The sequence below is a fragment of the Haematobacter massiliensis genome (genome assembly GCF_000740795.1).
In the GTDB taxonomy this organism is placed as follows: Bacteria; Pseudomonadota; Alphaproteobacteria; order Rhodobacterales; family Rhodobacteraceae; genus Haematobacter; species Haematobacter massiliensis.
Map to the genome: position 1 here is coordinate 145,105 of NZ_JGYG01000004.1, position 16,267 is coordinate 161,371.

Here is a 16,267-nt window from a genome sequence, read left to right on the forward strand (position 1 = left end):
CATGGCGGCATTATAAGTAGTATACTAATTGATTGTATGCGTTCCGTTATGCTAACCCCTGGGTCAGACACCTTGAGGGAGGACGCTCATGCAATTTCATCTCAATGGCTTCCGTACCGGCGCCCCGGATATGCAGGAGGCTGTGCCTGCCTCGCTCACGGACATTGTCGATGTCCTGATCGTCGGTTGCGGCCCTGCGGGGCTGACACTTGCCGCGCAGTTGGCCGCTTTTCCGGAGATCAGCACACGGATCGTGGAGCGAAAGGCCGGGCCGCTGGAGCTTGGCCAAGCCGACGGGATCGCCTGCCGGACAATGGAAATGTTCAACGCATTCGGCTTTGCCGACCGCGTGGAGCGGGAGGCCTATTGGGTCAACGAGACCACATTCTGGAAACCGGTCGATGACGCGGGGCATCGGATCATCCGTCACGGGCGCATCCCGGATACGGAAGAGGGGCTGTCGGAATTTCCGCATGTCATTCTTAATCAGGCGCGCGTGCATGATTTCTACCTTGAGAAGATGCGGAACGCGCCCACGCGGCTGAAACCGGATTACGGCCTCCGTCTTGTCGATCTGACAGTGCCGGAGGAGCTTGATGCGCCGGTTGTGGTGAGACTGCAACCGGTCGATGCAGAGGGAGAAGAGGGGATCGAGACGATCCGCGCCCGCTATGTGGTGGGCTGCGACGGAGCGCGGAGCGGGGTGCGCGCGTGTATCGGTCGGGAACTCCGGGGTGACAGCGCCAACCAGGCCTGGGGCGTCATGGATGTGCTGGCCTACACCGATTTTCCCGATATCCGCCTCAAGACAGCAATCCATTCGGCGAATGAAGGAAGCATCCTCATCATCCCGCGCGAGGGCGGATATCTCGTCCGCCTCTACGTGGAACTGGACAAGCTGGCTGCAGATGAACGCGTATCGTCGAAGAATATCACGCAGGACAGGCTCGTCGCAGCGGCGCAGCGCATCCTTCATCCCTATACTCTGGATGTGAAGCAGGTTGCCTGGTGGTCAGTCTATGAGATCGGCCAGCGTCTGACGGACAAGTTCGATGACGTGCCGGCTGGAGAGGAAGACAACCGCCTGCCGCGTGTGTTCATCGCGGGCGACGCCTGCCACACCCACAGTCCGAAAGCGGGGCAAGGAATGAACGTCTCCATGCAGGACACGTTCAATCTTGGCTGGAAGCTGGCCGCCGTGCTGCGCGGGCTGGCGGGGGCGGAGCTGCTGCACAGCTATTCGGCGGAGCGGCAGGCGATAGCGCAGGAGCTGATCGACTTCGACCGTGAATTCGCCAGGATGTTCAGCGCCAAACCCAAAACGGCAGAGGATGACGACGGTATCGATCCGGCCGAGTTCCAGCGCTATTTCATCAGGCAGGGCCGGTTCACCGCCGGCACTGCGACCCGCTACGCAGCCTCACGGTTGACAGGTCAGGGGCAGGATCAGGCATTGGCCGGGGGGCTGCCGGTGGGTATGCGATTCCACTCCGCGCCGGTGATCCGCCTTGCCGACGCAAAGCCGATGCAACTCGGGCACGTCCATGAAGCGGACGGACGCTGGCGCATCTATCTGTTCGCGGGCGCCGAAGGGCTGGGCGGGGATTTCGCCGCGCTCTGCGACTGGCTGAGCTCGGCGGACTCCCCCGTCCATCGGCACACCCCCGCAGCTGCCGATGTGGATGCTGTGTTCGATGTCAGGGCTGTGTTCCAGACTTCGCATCAGGCGATGTCGATGGATGAACTCCCTGAGATTCTCTGGCCGCAAAAAGGCCGCCTGGGTCTGAGGGATTACGAGAAGGCGTTCTGCGTCGATCCGGCCGCAGACATCTACGACATGCGGGCAATAGACCGGGCGCGCGGCTGTGTCGTCGTGGTGCGCCCGGACCAGTATATTGCGGAGGTGCTGCCGCTCGATGCGCGGGAGCAGTTGAAGCGCTACTTCGCCGGGCTACTCACCTGCCGCTGAAACCGAAGGGCCGGGGATTTTCCCCGGCCCCTTCTTCATCCGTGCCTGGGGATCAGGGCGGTTAGCAGCACACCCAAAAGGGCCAGCCCTGCGAGGATCATCAGGATCGACTGGATCGAAAGACCCGCCGCGATCAGCAGGCCACCGATCAGCGGGCCACCGACGCCACCGAGCCGTCCGAATCCCGCGCACCACGCGACGCCCGCACCTCGGACCCGTGTGGGGAAATAGTTGGCGACGAAGCCGTATATCAGGGTCTGGGTGCCGCTGGTTCCCACGCCCGCAAGCGCGACGATGCAAAGCAGCACTGCGATAGGCAGGTCGAGCGTCAGCAGCAGGATTGCCGCGGCGCCTGTCAGGAAGCTCATGGCGACCACCGGCTTCGGCCCCATCCGATCAGCAAACCGGGCCGCGATCAATGGGTCGACCATCGCGCCGCCATTCAGGACCAGCAAGAAGGAAAGCGAGCCCTTGGCGTTGTAGCCCGCCCGCAGCATCAGTTCCGGCAACCATGTGTTCAATGAATAGACGAGCAGCAATCCGGTCGCGCTCATCAATCCGATCAGAACAGCGGGGATCATGAAATCCCCGAAAAGGCCGCGATAACCGGTCCCGCTCCCCGTATCGGCCGCCTGTATGGAGGCCGTCTCCGGCATTGGCAGCCCAGTGCGTTCTGCAACTTCGCGCTCCTCCTCCAGACGCCCCCGGGAGACGAGCCAAGCCACCGATTCCGGCATCTTGAAAAAGGCGAGGGGAAGCAGGGTCACCAACGGCAACCCGCCGATCGCGAACATCCAGCGCCAGCCGATATGATCGAGCAGCAGGATTGCAAGTGCTGCCGCGGCGAGGCTCCCAAGCGGTACGCCGTTGTAGGTAATAGCGTTGTAGAGGTTCTTCCTCCCCGGCGGAGCGTATTCGGACACCAGTGCCGCTGTCGTCGCCAGCAGCGCGCCGACCCCGAGGCCGGTCAAAAAACGAAAGATGCCGAAGGTCGCGGCTGTATGCGTCAGTGCGGTACTGAACATCCCGATGGAGAACCATGCATAGGCTCCAAGCATCATCCGCCGCCGCCCGAGCCGGTCGCTGAAATTGCCCGACAGCAGTGCGCCCACCAGCACGCCGAGAAGGGCGTAGCTCCCAAGCGCTCCCGCCAGAGCAGGGTCGACAGGCCCGATATGGGACGGATCGCGCAGGAAGGTAGACACCACTGTTCCATATACCACGAGGTCGTAGCCGTCGAACATCAGTCCGGTCATCGAAAGGCCCACCACCCAGGCGACGGTTCGTCTCCTCCGCGCCTCGGCCTCAGCTTCGGTTGTCATGTTCGAGTCCCTCCCACAGGTTCGGTTGCAGGGCGGCATCCTCTACCGCCACACGGCGGTTATGTAGCGTACTCATCAATATAAGTAAGCATACTTTTTAAATGTCGCTTGAGCCGCGACGTTGCGGCACGTTAGGAAACGACATGAGCAGCCTTTACACCCTCCCCGGTCACCTGATCCGCCGTCTTCAGCAGATCGCTGTTGCGCTTTTTGCCGCTCGTATGGCGGAGGCCGGGCTGGACCTGACACCGGTACAGTATGCTGCCCTCAGCACCATTCATGACAATCCGGGTGTCGATCAGGCGACCTTGGCGGGGCTGATCGCCTATGACCGGGTTACGCTCGGGGGTGTGGTGGAGCGGCTGGAGCAGAAGGGCCTGGTCCGGCGTGAGGTCAGTGCACGGGATCGTCGTGCGCGAGAGATTCGGTTGACGGAGGCCGGCGATGACCTGCTCACCGCGGCTCTGCCCTGGGTCGAAAAAGTGCAGGCAGACATCGTGGAGGCTTTGGGCGCTGAGGAGCGGGCGGTGTTTCTGGCTCTGTTATCCAAGCTGACGGATGCGGGCAATGATCGAAGCCGCGCTCCGCTTCGCGATGATCGGACAGACCCGGCGCGGAGCTGACGGGACTGCTGCCGAGAGCGCTGTAGTATGCGCCACGCTGTATCCAATTCGGCGCTGCAGTCAGGATGGATCAATACCTTGGGATGCTCATTCAAATAGCTGTCCACTATAGCCGTCGCGAAATCGCCCAAAAACATAACAAAAATCAAGTATTCGCTGGGATTATATGCAGTAAGACGGGTTTTTGAGCCTACTATCCCCGCAGACTTGGACATCCCCGAGCGAGTTGCATGAATGTCTGTGTGTAATTGCATGCAATTCATACATGCAATTCTGATCGGAGTATTCATGCCTGCGACCCTTGCCCAACCGGCCCCCAAGCGTCCCCCTGCCGTTGAACTTTCGGAGGCCTCGGTGTCCTTTGGGCTCGGCGCAAATCGTGTGCAGGCGCTGCAGCCGACGACGCTGCGCATAGCAGAGGGGGAATTTCTGGCGTTGGTCGGCCCCTCTGGCTGCGGAAAGTCCACGATCTTGCGGCTTGCCTCTGGCTTGCTGGCTCCCAGTGGAGGAGCCGTGATGGTTGGCGGACGTGAAGTCGCGGCAAAGGCGCTTCGCGTCGGCATGGCGTTCCAGAATCCGACCATGCTCCCCTGGCTCAGCATCGAACGGAACGTCATGCTGCCGCTTCGCATCGTGCGGCCGTTCCGGCAAGACTATCAGCGCAAGAAGCGCGGTGAATATCGCGACAGGGCGCATGCGCTGCTGGAAGATGTCGGCCTGTCGAAATTTGCGGGACATTACCCGTGGCAGCTTTCGGGCGGAATGCTCCAGCGGGCGAACCTCTGCCGTGCGCTGATCCATGAGCCAAGCCTCCTGCTGCTCGATGAACCGTTCGGCGCGCTGGATCAGTTCACGCGGGAGGAACTCTGGAGCACGATGCAGGATCTGTGGATCAAGCGTCGGCCGACGGTGCTGCTCGTCACCCACGACCTCAAGGAGGCGGGCTTCCTCGCCTCCCGCATCTGCGTAATGAGCGCGCGCCCAGGCCGGATCATCGATGACAGCCCCGTGAACTTCCCGCGCCCCCGAACGGTCGACATGACATTTGCACCGGATTTCGTAGCCTTGAATCAGCGCCTCCGCGAGCGGATCACCGAGGCGCGTACGGCGTCCGAGGTGGCGGTATGAGCTATCGTGTCAGACGCCATCTCTGGGCTGCCGGATTGATCGTGCTGTTCTTCGTGACATGGGAGGTGCTGTGCATCGCGCTGAATGTCTCGGACCTGATCGTCCCGCGCCCGAGCCAGATATTCGAGGTGATGATCCGTCGGATGCCGGTTCTCTGGCCACATATGGTACAGACCCTGTGGACAACGATGATCGGTTTCGCCCTGGGCGTGGCGGTCGGCGTGGTAATCGGAGCGCTGGTCGGGACATCCCGCACCGCCTACGACACCGCCTATCCGCTGCTCATTGGCTTTTCCTCCATCCCGAAGGTCGCCGTCGTGCCGATCTTCGTGCTGTGGTTCGGGGTCGGTCCCGTGCCGGCAATCCTGACGGCGCTCGCGATGTGCTTCTTTCCCATCGTCGTCAATATTGCGACCGGCCTCGCAACGACGGAGCCGGAGCTGGAAGATGTGCTACGGTCGCTCGGCGCGTCCAAGTTCGATATCCTGCTGAATGTCGGGCTGCCGCGGACGATGCCGTTTTTCTTCGCCTCACTGAAGATCGCCGCGACCTTCGCCTTTGTCGGGACGGTGCTGGCGGAGACGGTCGCCTCCAACAAGGGGATCGGCAATGTCATGATGGCCGCCTCCTCCAACTTCGACGTGCCGCTGGTCTTTGCCGGTCTGTTCATTCTCGCTTTCATGGGTGTCGCCCTCTACGCGATCTTTTCGCTGATCGAGAGCCGGGTCGTCGGCTGGGCCGACCGGCGCGATAGCGGTCTTGCTGCCTGATTTTCCTGCTCCTCATACCAACACGGAGAAACGCCATGTTCCACAAGAGCCTTACCGGCCTGATCCTGGGACTCTGCCTCACCAGTGCTGCTCATGCCGAAACGGACGTTCGCTTCACGCTGGGCTGGAAGACCCAAGGGTCCGACGCTCCGATCCTGCTCGCCCTCTCCAAGGGCTATTTCAAGGAAGAGGGGCTGAACGTCACCGTCGATCAGGGGGAAGGGTCCGCCGCCACGGTCACGCGGATCATGTCGGGCACCTATGACGCCGGTTTCGGCGACATCAACGCGATCATCCAGAACGCTGCCACCCGGCCTGATGAAACTCCCCTGATGGTCTATCAGATGTGGAGCAAGCCGCCCTTTGCTATCGTCTCGAAGAAGGAAACCGGGATAGAAACACCCGCCGATCTTGAGGGCAAGACCCTGGGAGGGGCGCAGGGCACCCCGACGACGCGGCTTGTGACGGTCCTTGGCAGGGTGAACGATGTCGATATGGACAAGGTCGCCATCACCAACATGGCGCCCAATCTGCAGGAGCCGATGCTCATCAAGGGTGACATCGACGGCGCGCTGGTCTTCAATATCACGAGCTGGTTCAACCTGATCGCCAACCGGCAGAACCCGGCTGAGGACTATAACTGGCTGAACTTCGGGGATTTCGGGTTGGACCTCTATTCCAACGGGGTCATGGTTTCGCAGAAAATGGCGAAGGAGAACCCGGAGGCCATCGCAGGTCTGGTACGCGCCATCAATCGGGCGGCGTTGGAGATCGGCTCCGATACGCAAGCAGGTGTGGAGGCGATCACCGCCTATGACAACCTTGCCAATGCGGAGCTGGAGAAGGAGCGGATGCTGTTTGCCTATCGCAATCTGATGCAGTCGGAAGAGGTCGAGCGGATCGGCCTTGGCGATCTGGACGATGCACGACTGACCCGCTCCATCGAGATCGTCGGCGAGGGATATCAGCTTACCACCCTGCCCAAGGCGGAGCAGGTATTCAGCCGCGCCTTTCTGCCGCCGCTGGACGCACGGAAGCTGACTGTGGTCAGCGAGTAAGCGGCCAAGCTGCTGTGCCGGGCACGCTAATGTCAGCGCGTGATGCCGCAGCCTTTCATCGCCTCTGCGATGGTTGGGGCGGAACCGGCAAGCGGGAAGATGAGGGTGCGGCCGGTGGCGGCATCTCTCACCTCCGCCCTTCGTCCCGCCATCAGTGTACGCTGTATTGACGCGCCTGCCCGGAGATCGGCGAAGAGTGCGCTGCCTCGCGGAGAGAAGCGAAGACCGCTCGGCTTGCCGTCGATGCGAAGCTCCGCTCTCGCACCTGACCCGCCGATACCGCCCACCCCTATCAGTCCGCTGCCGTCCCGCCTGCACAGATAGGTGAGCGAGCCGCCCTGTATGTCAATGCCCGCAAAATGCTCGCCACTCTGCGCCGCGCCGTATCGCCATACCGCCTTGGGCGCGACCGAGGAACGGGAAGGCGGCTGCGCAGGTGGCTGTGATGGAGCCTCGCACATCTGCCGCACACAAGCTTGATAGCGCGGGTTCGAGGCCCCCGGATTGTGATAAAGGCACTGCCAGACGCAGCGCTGCATCTCATCTTCATCGGTGTTCATCTGGGCATGGGCGGAATTGTTGAGCAGACTGGCCAATGCGAGCGCCAGAGCTAATGCCGATGATCGGGAAAACGGGAAAATCATAGCCGCACCTTTGTGCTTCAAATGCGGCAAGACTAACCGATTATCGTGATAATTCCTAACCGAACCATAGTTTGCCGGCTTGATGGTCTACGGCGCTTTGGGATGAGGTCGTTCAGGTCTTTCCCACCCACGGCAGCAACCGCCGTTCGGCGTAACGGAGGGCAATTTCGCAGAGCGTTGCCAGCGCGGAAATGACGAGAATCCCGGCAATCACCATATCTGTCACCAGAAACTGTGCCGCGGATTGGATCATGTAGCCCAGGCCGCGTGTCGCTGCGACCAGTTCCGCCGCTACCAGCGTCGTCCAGCCTGCGCCGAGAGCGATGCGAATGCCGGTGAAGATGGATGGGAGAGCCGCGGGAAAGGTCACCTCCCGGATCATCTGCCACGGAGTTGCGCCGAAGGCACGGGCGGCGCGGATCTGGCTCTCGCCCGCCGCGCGGACGCCGGACACGGTGGAGATGACGATGGGGGCCAGCATGGCGATACCGATGACGAGGATCTTGGACGCCTCGCCGATACCGCACCAGATGATGATGAGCGGCAGATAGGCCAGCGGGGGCAGCGGGCGGATGAACTCGATGAGCGGGTCGAGAATGCCCCGGCCAACGCGGGACGTCGCAATCAGCAGCCCTGCCGGAACGCCGATGGCGAGTGTGCAGACAAGCGCCGCAAAGACCCGCCAGAGGCTGGCGGCCATATGCTGCCACAGCGTCGCATTGGCGTATCCGGAGGTCGCAGCAGTTACGATGGCATCCGCAACCCGGGCGGGGGAGGGCAGGAACACCGGCGAGGTCCAGCCAAGGCCGGAAGCAGCCGCCCAGAGCGCAAGCAGCGCAGCCACTGTCGCGACCCCGATGAAGGCGCCGAAAGGCAGTCGCTTGCGGCTGCCGGTGGATGCGAATTGCACCGTCGTCTCAGCCATCCCCGTCTCTCCTGTAAATCGCCGCTACCAGCCGTTCGCGGGCGGCGATGAAGCCTGGCTCAGATTTCAACTTGCGTGGATCCTCTCCCCTGAGGAACCGGCATCCGAAATCCGCCTCCTCCACGAGCGCGATCCTCCCGGGGTTCGGCGCGAGAACGACCACGCGTGTCGAAAGAAACAGCGCTTCCTCGACACTATGCGTGATGAGCAGCGCCCCGGCGTGGCTCTCCTCCCAGAGGCGCAGGAGAAGCTCGTGCATCTGATCGCGCGTCATCGCATCGAGCGCGCCGAGCGGCTCGTCCATCAAGAGGAATTCCGGCCGCCCAGAAAGGGCGCGCGCAATGCCTACGCGTTGACGCTGACCGCCAGAGAGCTCCCAGACCCGCTTGTTTCCCGCGCCTTCCAGGCCCACGGCCGCAAGAAGCTCCTGAGCGCGCGCCTCCCGCTCCGGCGTCGGGCGGCCTGCAAGCTTCAAGGGCAGCGCGACGTTTTCCTTCACCGTGCGCCATGGATAGAGCGCGTCGTCCTGAAAGACCACCGCACGCTCTGGCCCCGGCCCGGTCACCGGACTTCCGTCGATGATGACATGACCTGCACTCGGAAACACGAATCCGGCAGCGAGGTTCAGGATCGACGTTTTCCCCGACCCCGATCGTCCGATAACGGAGATGAACTCCCCCCGCGAAAGATCGAGGCTGATACCGCTCAGAACCGCCGGTGTCGTGCCGACCGGTCCATAATGGAGAGAGACGTGCTGAAGACTCAGGAGAGACATTGTGCCTTCCGGGGCGTAAAAGGCGTGCCCGCCCGGTTCATTTGCCGGCGGTTTCGGCGAAGCTCGCGTTCACATAGGGGCTGTAATCCTCCAGTGCCCGCGCCGACCCCTGCTCCTGCAAGAACCCGGCGGTGGCCTTCAGTGCTTCCGCCGTCGCGCCTCCAAGAAAAGCGGGTGAGACCTGATCCTTCAACCCTGCGAAAGCATAACCTTTGAGGAGCGCCGGCACATCGGCGGCGGGGGCACCTGTCAGCTTGGCGATCTTCTCCGCCGCTTGGGAGTCCGCTCCCCAGGCGGAGGGGTCCTTCAGATAGCTGTCCGTCGCATCACCCGTCGTCTTGACGAAAGCGGTGACGATTTCGGGGTGCTGCTCGGCATAATCCTTCCGTACGATCCACGCGTCGAATGTCGGGCCGCCCCAGTCCGCCACGTCCGCGCTGTCGGCGATCACCGTGCCGCCGGTGGACTTGATACGATTGAGCACGGGATCCCAGATATATGCGCCGTCGATATCTCCCCGCTCCCAGGCAGCCGCGATCTCCTGCGGGCGGAGGTTCAGCAGGCTCACCTCCGTGGGCTGGATACCCCAGTGCTTGAGTGCGGTGAGCAGCGAATAATGTGCGGTGGAGACGAAAGGCGTGGCGATCTTCTTGCCTTTCAGATCGGCAGGGGTGGTGATGCCCTTCGTCGCCAGCGCTTCGGCTTCGGCGATATTGCCGACGATGTATATCGCCTCGATTGGCAGGCCTTGTGAGGCCGCTGCGGTAAGGGGCGAGGAGCCGACATACCCGATATCGATGGCGCCGGATGCAATCGCCGCGATCACGTCGGCCCCGCCTCCGAAAAGGTTCCAGGTTATTTCGGCGCCCGTCGCCTTCTCATAGGCTCCGTCTGCCTGCGCCACCCGGGATGGCTCCACGATCTGCTGCCAGCCGATACGGAGGTTCTCCGCCAGCGCGGGAAAGGCGACGGAAGCGAGCAAACCTGCAAGCGTGAGTGTCAGGCGGAACGGCATGGCGGAACTCTCCAGGAGTCTGAGCGAAGACCAAGGGAATGTGCTTGAGAACAGCATTCTCGGCCATTCTGTATTTCGGCGGGAGAGCATGCGTGTGTTTCACGCTCGGCGGCTTTGCTGGAATTTTCATCTACAGAGCGCGATATGCGCGCAGGCTGAGGAAATATTGTCCTGTTGAGCCGCGCAGGCTGCGGCCAGCCTTCGCCGCGTAATGTGCTATATGTTGGTCTTGTCGATCCGAGGAGGCAGCCTTGAAGACATTGCGCATTTCTGACCGGCTCAGCATCTCCTGCCAGTTGGACCCCGCCGATTTCGCGGCACTTCAGCGTGCGGGCTTCGAGCGTGTGATTGACCTGCTGCCGAGGGACGAACGGTCCAGCGATTCAGGCTCCGGCATAGAGCGGCGGGCACTCGCAGCAGGACTGGCCTATGACGTCATCCCCGTCCGGGCGGAGGCAATCACCCGCGCCGATATTGCCGCTTTCGCCCACGCTACCGACGGGTCTGGGCCGGCTCTTGCATATTGTGCAAGCGGGCAGTGTGCCTTGTCGCTCCATGTGCTGGCCGAAACGCTTGCGGGGAGAGTGACACCCGCCGAAGTGATCGGCTTTGGGGATGAACGAGGACATGACTTGCGTATTGCGTCGGCATGGCTTGAACGTGATGCGGCTCTTTCGCCGAGAGTGGAGGGTTTCTACGATCCACGGACCTCAAGCGTCCAATATGTCGTGAGCGACCCGGCGACGCGCGCCTGTGCCATCATCGACCCTGTCCGCGATTTCGAGGAGAAATCGGGGGCCACACGAACAGATAATGCCGACAGGCTCCTCGCCTATGTCGCTGAGCAGGATCTGAGGGTCGAATGGATTCTCGACACCCATCCCCATGCCGATCACTTCTCCGCCGCGGCCTATCTGCGAGAGCGGACGGGGGCGCCGATCGCGATAGGTGCGGAGGTGGTAGAGGTTCAGAAACTCTGGCGCGACATCTACAATCTCGCGCATTTTCCGCTCGACGGATCGCCGTGGGATCGGCTGTTTGCGCCGGGGGATACGTTCCGGATCGGCTCGCTCGAGGGACGTGTAATGGCGTCTCCAGGCCATACGCTCGCCTCTGTCACCTATGTCATCGGGGATGCCGCCTTCATCCATGACACGCTTTTCATGCCCGACAGCGGTTCGGCGCGCGCCGACTTTCCCGGCGGCAGCGCGCAATCGCTCTGGCGCTCCATCAGCGACATTCTCTCCCTGCCCGATGAGACGCGCCTGTTCACCGGTCACGACTATCGGCCGGGTGGCCGTCATCCGCGCTGGGAGAGTACGCCCGCACAACAGAAACGCGAAAACCCTCATGTCGTAGCCCAGGACGAGGCCGGGTTTGTGGCGCTGCGCGCGGCAAGGGATGCGACGCTTCCGATGCCCAAGCTGATCCTGCCAGCGCTTCAGGTGAACCTGCGCGGCGGTCGTCTGCCGGAGCCGGAGTCGAACGGCACGCGTTATCTGAAAATCCCGCTCGACATGCTGCCAGGCGCGGTGTGGGGAGGCTGACCTTCTTGCACAACTCCGGGCGGAGGCGCTGTACAGGGCGCAGCCTCCGGTCAGCGTATTTCCCTGGGTCAGGAACGTTCGCTCCTGCCTCGGCAACGAACGCAATCATCCGGCTGCGGTGACTGTCGTTTGGCACCAGTGCTCGCACAATATGCTAAGTCACGCAGTCCCCCCAGCTAGGCCATGGTAAGTCGTTAAGCCGCCCCGGTCTTGCGTCTCTGATGGCCCCCGTATGGAGACCATTGCGAGCGTCGCCGATGTTGCCGATGTCCCCCGGGCGCATTGCCTTGGCAGACATCCGCATCGGCTGCACCAACCTGTCATCTGCGATGACCGCAACGCCCGGGTTGGGCGGTGGATTGGCAGGAGCGGGAGGGCTACGCCCCCTGTGCATGGCTGAAACGATGCCAGTTAGAGGTGAAATGGGGCGATGGTGGAGGACGGCTTGGATGTCGCCATGCTGCCGGATGGATCGTCCGCCATTGGTCGAATTGGGATGTATTGCGCCGGCCCTTGCGGTCGCGAAAATCGGGCGGGATGCGCGAGCGACGTGTTTCGCAGGAACCAGCAACGCGCCTGACTTGCCAGAATGACGACGCATGATGTTTGGGCGCCGATCACGGCTCGACGGCGCTGCATACACCGCTTCGCCGTCGGCGAAGATCGCCATTCCCCATGGATGCGACGGTGTCACGACCGGCAGTCGGGCGCGTGCCCTTGGTGTGGGGGGCTTGCATGCCCGTGGGCGAACTTTCAGCGCGACGGAACGAATTATCCGAACAGCCGTTGACCATGACCATCCCGCGAGCCCATTCGCCAGCGTCCCGGAGGTCTTCATGCGCATCACGCTCGACATAAACGGTGAGAGCCATCCCATTGAAGTGGATATCCGCACGACATTGCTTGATGCACTTCGACTGCACCTCGGACTGACCGGCACCAAGAAGGGCTGCGATCACGGTCAATGCGGAGCCTGCACCGTTCTCATGGACGGGCGGCGCGTGAATTCATGTCTGACACTCGCCTGCATGGCAGATGGTCGAGAGATCACGACCATCGAGGGTATGGGCGAGATGTCCGGGCTTCAGCAGGCTTTCGTGGAACACGACGCGTTTCAATGTGGCTACTGCACGCCGGGGCAGATTTGCTCGGCGACGGCCATGATCGAGGAAATGCGTGCCGGATGGCCGAGCCATGCCTCTGCCACGCTGGACGGCCCGTTCGCACCCAGCCACGCGGAGATCGCAGAGCGCATGAGCGGTAACCTCTGCCGCTGCGCCGCCTATTCGAACATCGTGGAGGCCATTCAGACGATGGCGCGACAGGCGGGCGAAAAGGTAGAGGCAGCATGAAGGAGTTCACCTATATACGCGCTGCCACTCTGACAGACTTGCCGACGGGCGCTACCATCATCGCGGGGGGTACCAATCTTCTCGATCTCATGAAGCATGAGGTCATGACGCCCGGTGCGCTGGTCGACATCAGCAGGACAGGCAATGACCAGGTTGAGGTAAGCGGCGAAGGGTTGAGGATCGGCGCCATGGTCCGCAACAGCGATTTGGCTACGAACCAGATCGTACGGCGCCATTACCCTGTCCTGTCCCGCGCGCTGCTTGCGGGGGCGAGCGGGCAGTTGCGGAATATGGCGACGACGGGTGGCAATCTCATGCAGCGTACCCGGTGCCCCTATTTCTACGACACGCGCATGGCCTGCAACAAGCGCAGCCCGGGGGCGGGATGCGCCGCTCGAGGCGGAGTCACCCGAAACCATGCGATCTTCGGGACGAGCGAGCACTGTATCGCCAGCCATCCGAGCGACATGGCCGTTGCGATGTGCGCGCTTGATGCGGAAGTGGAAATCGTCGGACCGGAGTCGCGTCGCGTCCCGCTTGACCAGTTCTACCGGTTACCCGGTGACAGGCCAGATATCGAGACTGTGCTGCAACCCGGCGAAGCGATTGCCGCCGTGCATCTTCCCGCTCCCGCAGGGGGTGTACAGAGATACCGGAAGGTACGGGACAGGGCCTCCTATGCCTTTGCGCTCGTCTCCGTGGCGGCGGTGGCGGTGCTGGTTTCCGGCAGGATCGAGCGCATTGCCCTCGCCTTCGGAGGGGTTGCGCCAAAACCTTGGAGAAACAGATCCGTGGAACAGGCATTGACGGGCGAAACTCCATCGCCTGCGCTGTTTTCCAACGCCGCTGACATTCTTCTTGCCGATGCGGCGGGGCAGGGCGGCAATGACTTCAAACTGCCGCTGCTACGCCGAACTCTGACGGCGGTGCTTCACGATGTTACGGAGGCCAGAGCATGAGCAATCATTTGAAGGTTGATGCGGCCGATACGGAAAACCGGCTCGATCATATGGCGCAAGGTGTGCTGGGACAGCCGCTCGACCGGCTGGAAGGTCCGCTCAAGGTCACCGGCAAGGCGATATATTCGGCGGAGGCACGCCGTCCGGGTCTTTTGCACGGGGTTCTGGTTCAGGCGGCTATCCCGCGCGGGAAGGTCATGGGCATGGACGACGCGCCCGGTGCGTTTGCGGTCATTACCGATCCACGCTTCTTGCGACAAGCCGCGCAGGGCTTGGACAGCAAGGGGCCTCCGTCCGGCCCGGACGACGTCGAGTATATGGGCCAGGCTGTAGCGCTGGTCGTCGCGGAGACTCTGGAAGCTGCGCAGTCGGCCGCCCGGAACCTGCGCATTCGCTATGAGCCTCGGAAGGCGGAGTTCGATCCAGAGGCGGTGGAGCCGGAGCTGCCGCCGAAGAAACAGAGTTCGACCGGCGATCTGGACGCGGCGATGGCATCCGCTGCCGCTGCGCTGGATGAGGTTTGGCACACACCTTCCATGTCGGCCGCGGCGATGGAACCCCATGCGGCCATCGCCGAATGGCAAGACGGGTCTGTCACCATCCGCGCGAGCATGCAGATGCTTTCGTCGAACCGCAAGCAGATGGCTGATGCGCTGGGGGTGGCCGAGGAGAAGGTTCGCCTTCTGGCTGCCTACGTCGGCGGCGGGTTCGGCTCGAAACTCGGGATCAACGCAGAGGCGGTTGCGGCGGCGATCGCGGCAGAGAAGCTGGGCCGCCCGGTGTCTGTCACGATGACGCGGCAGCAGGTCTTTGACCTCTCGCATCGCCGATCAGAAACCCGGCAGCGTGTTCTTCTGGCATGCGATGCCACAGGTAGGCTGACGGGGATCGGTCATGAGGCTTTGGTATCGAACCTTCCCGGCAGCAAATTCTCCGAGCCGGTGACACAGGCGACGCCTTTTACCTATGCGGCGGAAAATCGTCGTATCGTCCATGCGGTAGCGCGGGTGCATCGTTCCTCTGCCGGATCCGTCCGGGCGCCGGGCGAGGCGGTGGGCGTCACCATATTCGAATGCGCGATGGACGAACTGGCAGAGCGTGCTGGCCTCGATCCTGTTGAACTGCGACTGAAGAACATACCGGATACGGAGCCTGTTACCGACCGCCCCTTTTCCAGCCACAAGCTGGCGGAGGCGCTGCGTGTCGGCGCGGATAGGTTTGGCTGGTCGGAGCGCCGTGCACCGGGCGAACGTCAGGAGGGCGAATGGCTGATCGGCATCGGCATGGCGGCCGCCGTGCGGGTGAACATGCTGATCGAATCGCGCGCGCGTGTCACGCTTCAGCCATCGGGGGATGCGGTGGTTGAGACGGACATGACCGATATCGGCACAGGCACCTATACCATCCTTGGCCAGCTTGCTGCCGAGATGCTGGGATTGCCCCGCGATGGGGTGCGTGTGCTGCTGGGAGATACGGATTCTCCCCCTGCCTCCGGATCAGGCGGTTCTTTCGGCGCGGCCTCCAGCGGAACATCCGTGTATCTTGCCTGTCAGGACATCCGCCGCCACATCGCTGATCGTATGGGTTGTGACGAGCGGAACCTTACTCTTCAGAATGGCCGGGCACGGGCGGAGAACGTCGATCTGGCACTTGGTGAAGTGATGGACGGGCCGCTTGTCGGCGAGGGACACCTCGAACCCGGTGCGACGGAAAAAACCGTCCGGCAGGCGACCTGGGGAAGTCATTGGGCGGAAGTTGCCGTCAACCGCTGGACCGGGGAAACGCGCGTGCGGCGGATGCTGGGCGTTTTTGCCTGCGGACGGCTTTTGAATCCGAAGACGGCGCGGTCGCAGTGTCTGGGCGGAATGACGTTCGGGATCGGGATGGCGCTTACGGAGGAGTTGGCGCATGATCCCCGCGATGGTCATGTCGTGTCTCGCGATCTTGCCGAATACCACATTCCCTGTCACGCAGATGTTCCGGCGCTGGAAGTGGAGTTCCTTGAGGAGCGTGACGCCTTTGTCGGTCCTCTCCAGGCCAAGGGTATCGGAGAGCTCGGCATATGCGGTGCGGGAGCGGCTGTTCTGAACGCCATTTACAATGCCTGCGGAGTTCGTGTGCGGGAACTCCCCGCGACGCCTGACAAGATCATCGCGGGATTAATGGTCTGATGGAGGCGA

At 62.5% G+C, this 16,267-nt stretch carries 14 protein-coding genes; 9 read left to right on the forward strand and 5 right to left on the reverse strand.

The features are described 5' to 3' along the window. Positions 1–88 precede the first annotated feature (88 nt). Positions 89–1,969 carry an FAD-binding monooxygenase gene (locus CN97_RS08650; RefSeq protein WP_035709916.1) on the forward strand — a complete coding sequence of 627 codons (1,881 nt, stop codon included), beginning with the start codon at positions 89–91 and terminating at the stop codon, positions 1,967–1,969. Between the two features lie 35 nt (positions 1,970–2,004). On the opposite strand, the gene CN97_RS08655 is transcribed toward CN97_RS08650, so the two are convergent. Next, positions 2,005–3,291, reverse strand: a complete 1,287-nt coding sequence (locus CN97_RS08655; RefSeq protein ID WP_051911086.1) for an MFS transporter — start codon at positions 3,289–3,291, stop codon at positions 2,005–2,007. Between the two features lie 143 nt (positions 3,292–3,434). On the opposite strand from CN97_RS08655, the gene CN97_RS08660 reads away from it, so the two are divergent. The 4 genes from CN97_RS08660 (at position 3,435) to CN97_RS08675 (ending at position 6,870) form a co-directional block, all read left to right on the forward strand. Continuing rightward, positions 3,435–3,914 (forward strand): MarR family winged helix-turn-helix transcriptional regulator, encoded by a 480-nt coding sequence (locus tag CN97_RS08660; RefSeq protein ID WP_035709917.1) that lies wholly within the window; start codon positions 3,435–3,437, stop codon positions 3,912–3,914. Between the two features lie 288 nt (positions 3,915–4,202). Then, complete coding sequence (locus CN97_RS08665) at positions 4,203–5,042, forward strand: ABC transporter ATP-binding protein (RefSeq protein WP_035710131.1); 840 nt, start codon at positions 4,203–4,205, stop codon at positions 5,040–5,042. Then, the gene (locus CN97_RS08670; protein WP_035709930.1) at positions 5,039–5,812 is read left to right on the forward strand and encodes an ABC transporter permease; all 774 of its coding nucleotides are present in this window, start codon (positions 5,039–5,041) and stop codon (positions 5,810–5,812) included. Before CN97_RS08665 ends, CN97_RS08670 begins: the two co-directional genes overlap by 4 nt. A 35-nt stretch (positions 5,813–5,847) precedes the next feature. Then, on the forward strand, positions 5,848–6,870 hold the full coding sequence (locus CN97_RS08675) for an ABC transporter substrate-binding protein (protein ID WP_035709931.1): 1,023 nt from the start codon (positions 5,848–5,850) through the stop codon (positions 6,868–6,870). Between the two features lie 32 nt (positions 6,871–6,902). Here the strand turns inward: CN97_RS08675 and CN97_RS08680 are convergent, their stop codons facing one another. The 4 genes from CN97_RS08680 to tauA all read right to left on the reverse strand — a co-directional run bounded on the left by CN97_RS08680 (position 6,903) and on the right by tauA (position 10,229). Then, entirely contained in the window at positions 6,903–7,514 is a 612-nt protein-coding gene (locus tag CN97_RS08680) for a hypothetical protein (RefSeq protein ID WP_140418207.1), read from the reverse strand. A 112-nt stretch (positions 7,515–7,626) separates the two neighbouring features. Further along, positions 7,627–8,439 carry an ABC transporter permease subunit gene (locus CN97_RS08685; RefSeq protein WP_051911087.1) on the reverse strand — a complete coding sequence of 271 codons (813 nt, stop codon included), beginning with the start codon at positions 8,437–8,439 and terminating at the stop codon, positions 7,627–7,629. Beyond that, complete coding sequence (locus CN97_RS08690) at positions 8,432–9,214, reverse strand: taurine ABC transporter ATP-binding protein (RefSeq protein ID WP_035709936.1); 783 nt, start codon at positions 9,212–9,214, stop codon at positions 8,432–8,434. Before CN97_RS08690 ends, CN97_RS08685 begins: the two co-directional genes overlap by 8 nt. A 37-nt stretch (positions 9,215–9,251) precedes the next feature. After that, the gene (tauA, locus tag CN97_RS08695) at positions 9,252–10,229 is read right to left on the reverse strand and encodes a taurine ABC transporter substrate-binding protein (protein ID WP_035709939.1); all 978 of its coding nucleotides are present in this window, start codon (positions 10,227–10,229) and stop codon (positions 9,252–9,254) included. A gap of 251 nt (positions 10,230–10,480) precedes the next feature. Between tauA and blh the strand changes: the two genes are divergently transcribed. The 4 genes from blh to CN97_RS08715 all read left to right on the forward strand — a co-directional run bounded on the left by blh (position 10,481) and on the right by CN97_RS08715 (position 16,258). Next, entirely contained in the window at positions 10,481–11,776 is a 1,296-nt protein-coding gene (gene blh, locus CN97_RS08700; protein WP_035709942.1) for a bifunctional sulfur transferase/dioxygenase Blh, read from the forward strand. Positions 11,777–12,612: 836 nt separating this feature from the next. Beyond that, complete coding sequence (locus CN97_RS08705) at positions 12,613–13,128, forward strand: 2Fe-2S iron-sulfur cluster-binding protein (protein WP_084684060.1); 516 nt, start codon at positions 12,613–12,615, stop codon at positions 13,126–13,128. Next, positions 13,125–14,087, forward strand: coding sequence for an FAD binding domain-containing protein (locus tag CN97_RS08710; RefSeq protein WP_035709945.1), 963 nt, complete (start codon positions 13,125–13,127; stop codon positions 14,085–14,087). Before CN97_RS08705 ends, CN97_RS08710 begins: the two co-directional genes overlap by 4 nt. Beyond that, positions 14,084–16,258 (forward strand): xanthine dehydrogenase family protein molybdopterin-binding subunit, encoded by a 2,175-nt coding sequence (locus CN97_RS08715; RefSeq protein ID WP_035709948.1) that lies wholly within the window; start codon positions 14,084–14,086, stop codon positions 16,256–16,258. The genes CN97_RS08710 and CN97_RS08715 overlap by 4 nt, the downstream gene beginning before the upstream one ends. Positions 16,259–16,267 lie beyond the last annotated feature (9 nt).

Excerpts from the sequence above, each read along its gene's own strand:
- CN97_RS08710 (WP_035709945.1), top strand. The coding sequence starts at position 13,125 with ATGAAGGAGTTCACCTATATACGCGCTGCCACTCTGACAGACTTGCCG.
- CN97_RS08680 (WP_140418207.1), bottom strand. The coding sequence starts at position 7,514 with ATGATTTTCCCGTTTTCCCGATCATCGGCATTAGCTCTGGCGCTCGCA.
- CN97_RS08685 (WP_051911087.1), bottom strand. The coding sequence starts at position 8,439 with ATGGCTGAGACGACGGTGCAATTCGCATCCACCGGCAGCCGCAAGCGA.
- CN97_RS08690 (WP_035709936.1), bottom strand. The coding sequence starts at position 9,214 with ATGTCTCTCCTGAGTCTTCAGCACGTCTCTCTCCATTATGGACCGGTC.
- CN97_RS08705 (WP_084684060.1), top strand. The coding sequence starts at position 12,613 with ATGCGCATCACGCTCGACATAAACGGTGAGAGCCATCCCATTGAAGTG.
- CN97_RS08655 (WP_051911086.1), bottom strand. The coding sequence starts at position 3,291 with ATGACAACCGAAGCTGAGGCCGAGGCGCGGAGGAGACGAACCGTCGCC.
- CN97_RS08650 (WP_035709916.1), top strand. The coding sequence starts at position 89 with ATGCAATTTCATCTCAATGGCTTCCGTACCGGCGCCCCGGATATGCAG.
- CN97_RS08675 (WP_035709931.1), top strand. The coding sequence starts at position 5,848 with ATGTTCCACAAGAGCCTTACCGGCCTGATCCTGGGACTCTGCCTCACC.
- CN97_RS08665 (WP_035710131.1), top strand. The coding sequence starts at position 4,203 with ATGCCTGCGACCCTTGCCCAACCGGCCCCCAAGCGTCCCCCTGCCGTT.
- CN97_RS08670 (WP_035709930.1), top strand. The coding sequence starts at position 5,039 with ATGAGCTATCGTGTCAGACGCCATCTCTGGGCTGCCGGATTGATCGTG.
- tauA (WP_035709939.1), bottom strand. The coding sequence starts at position 10,229 with ATGCCGTTCCGCCTGACACTCACGCTTGCAGGTTTGCTCGCTTCCGTC.
- CN97_RS08715 (WP_035709948.1), top strand. The coding sequence starts at position 14,084 with ATGAGCAATCATTTGAAGGTTGATGCGGCCGATACGGAAAACCGGCTC.
- CN97_RS08660 (WP_035709917.1), top strand. The coding sequence starts at position 3,435 with ATGAGCAGCCTTTACACCCTCCCCGGTCACCTGATCCGCCGTCTTCAG.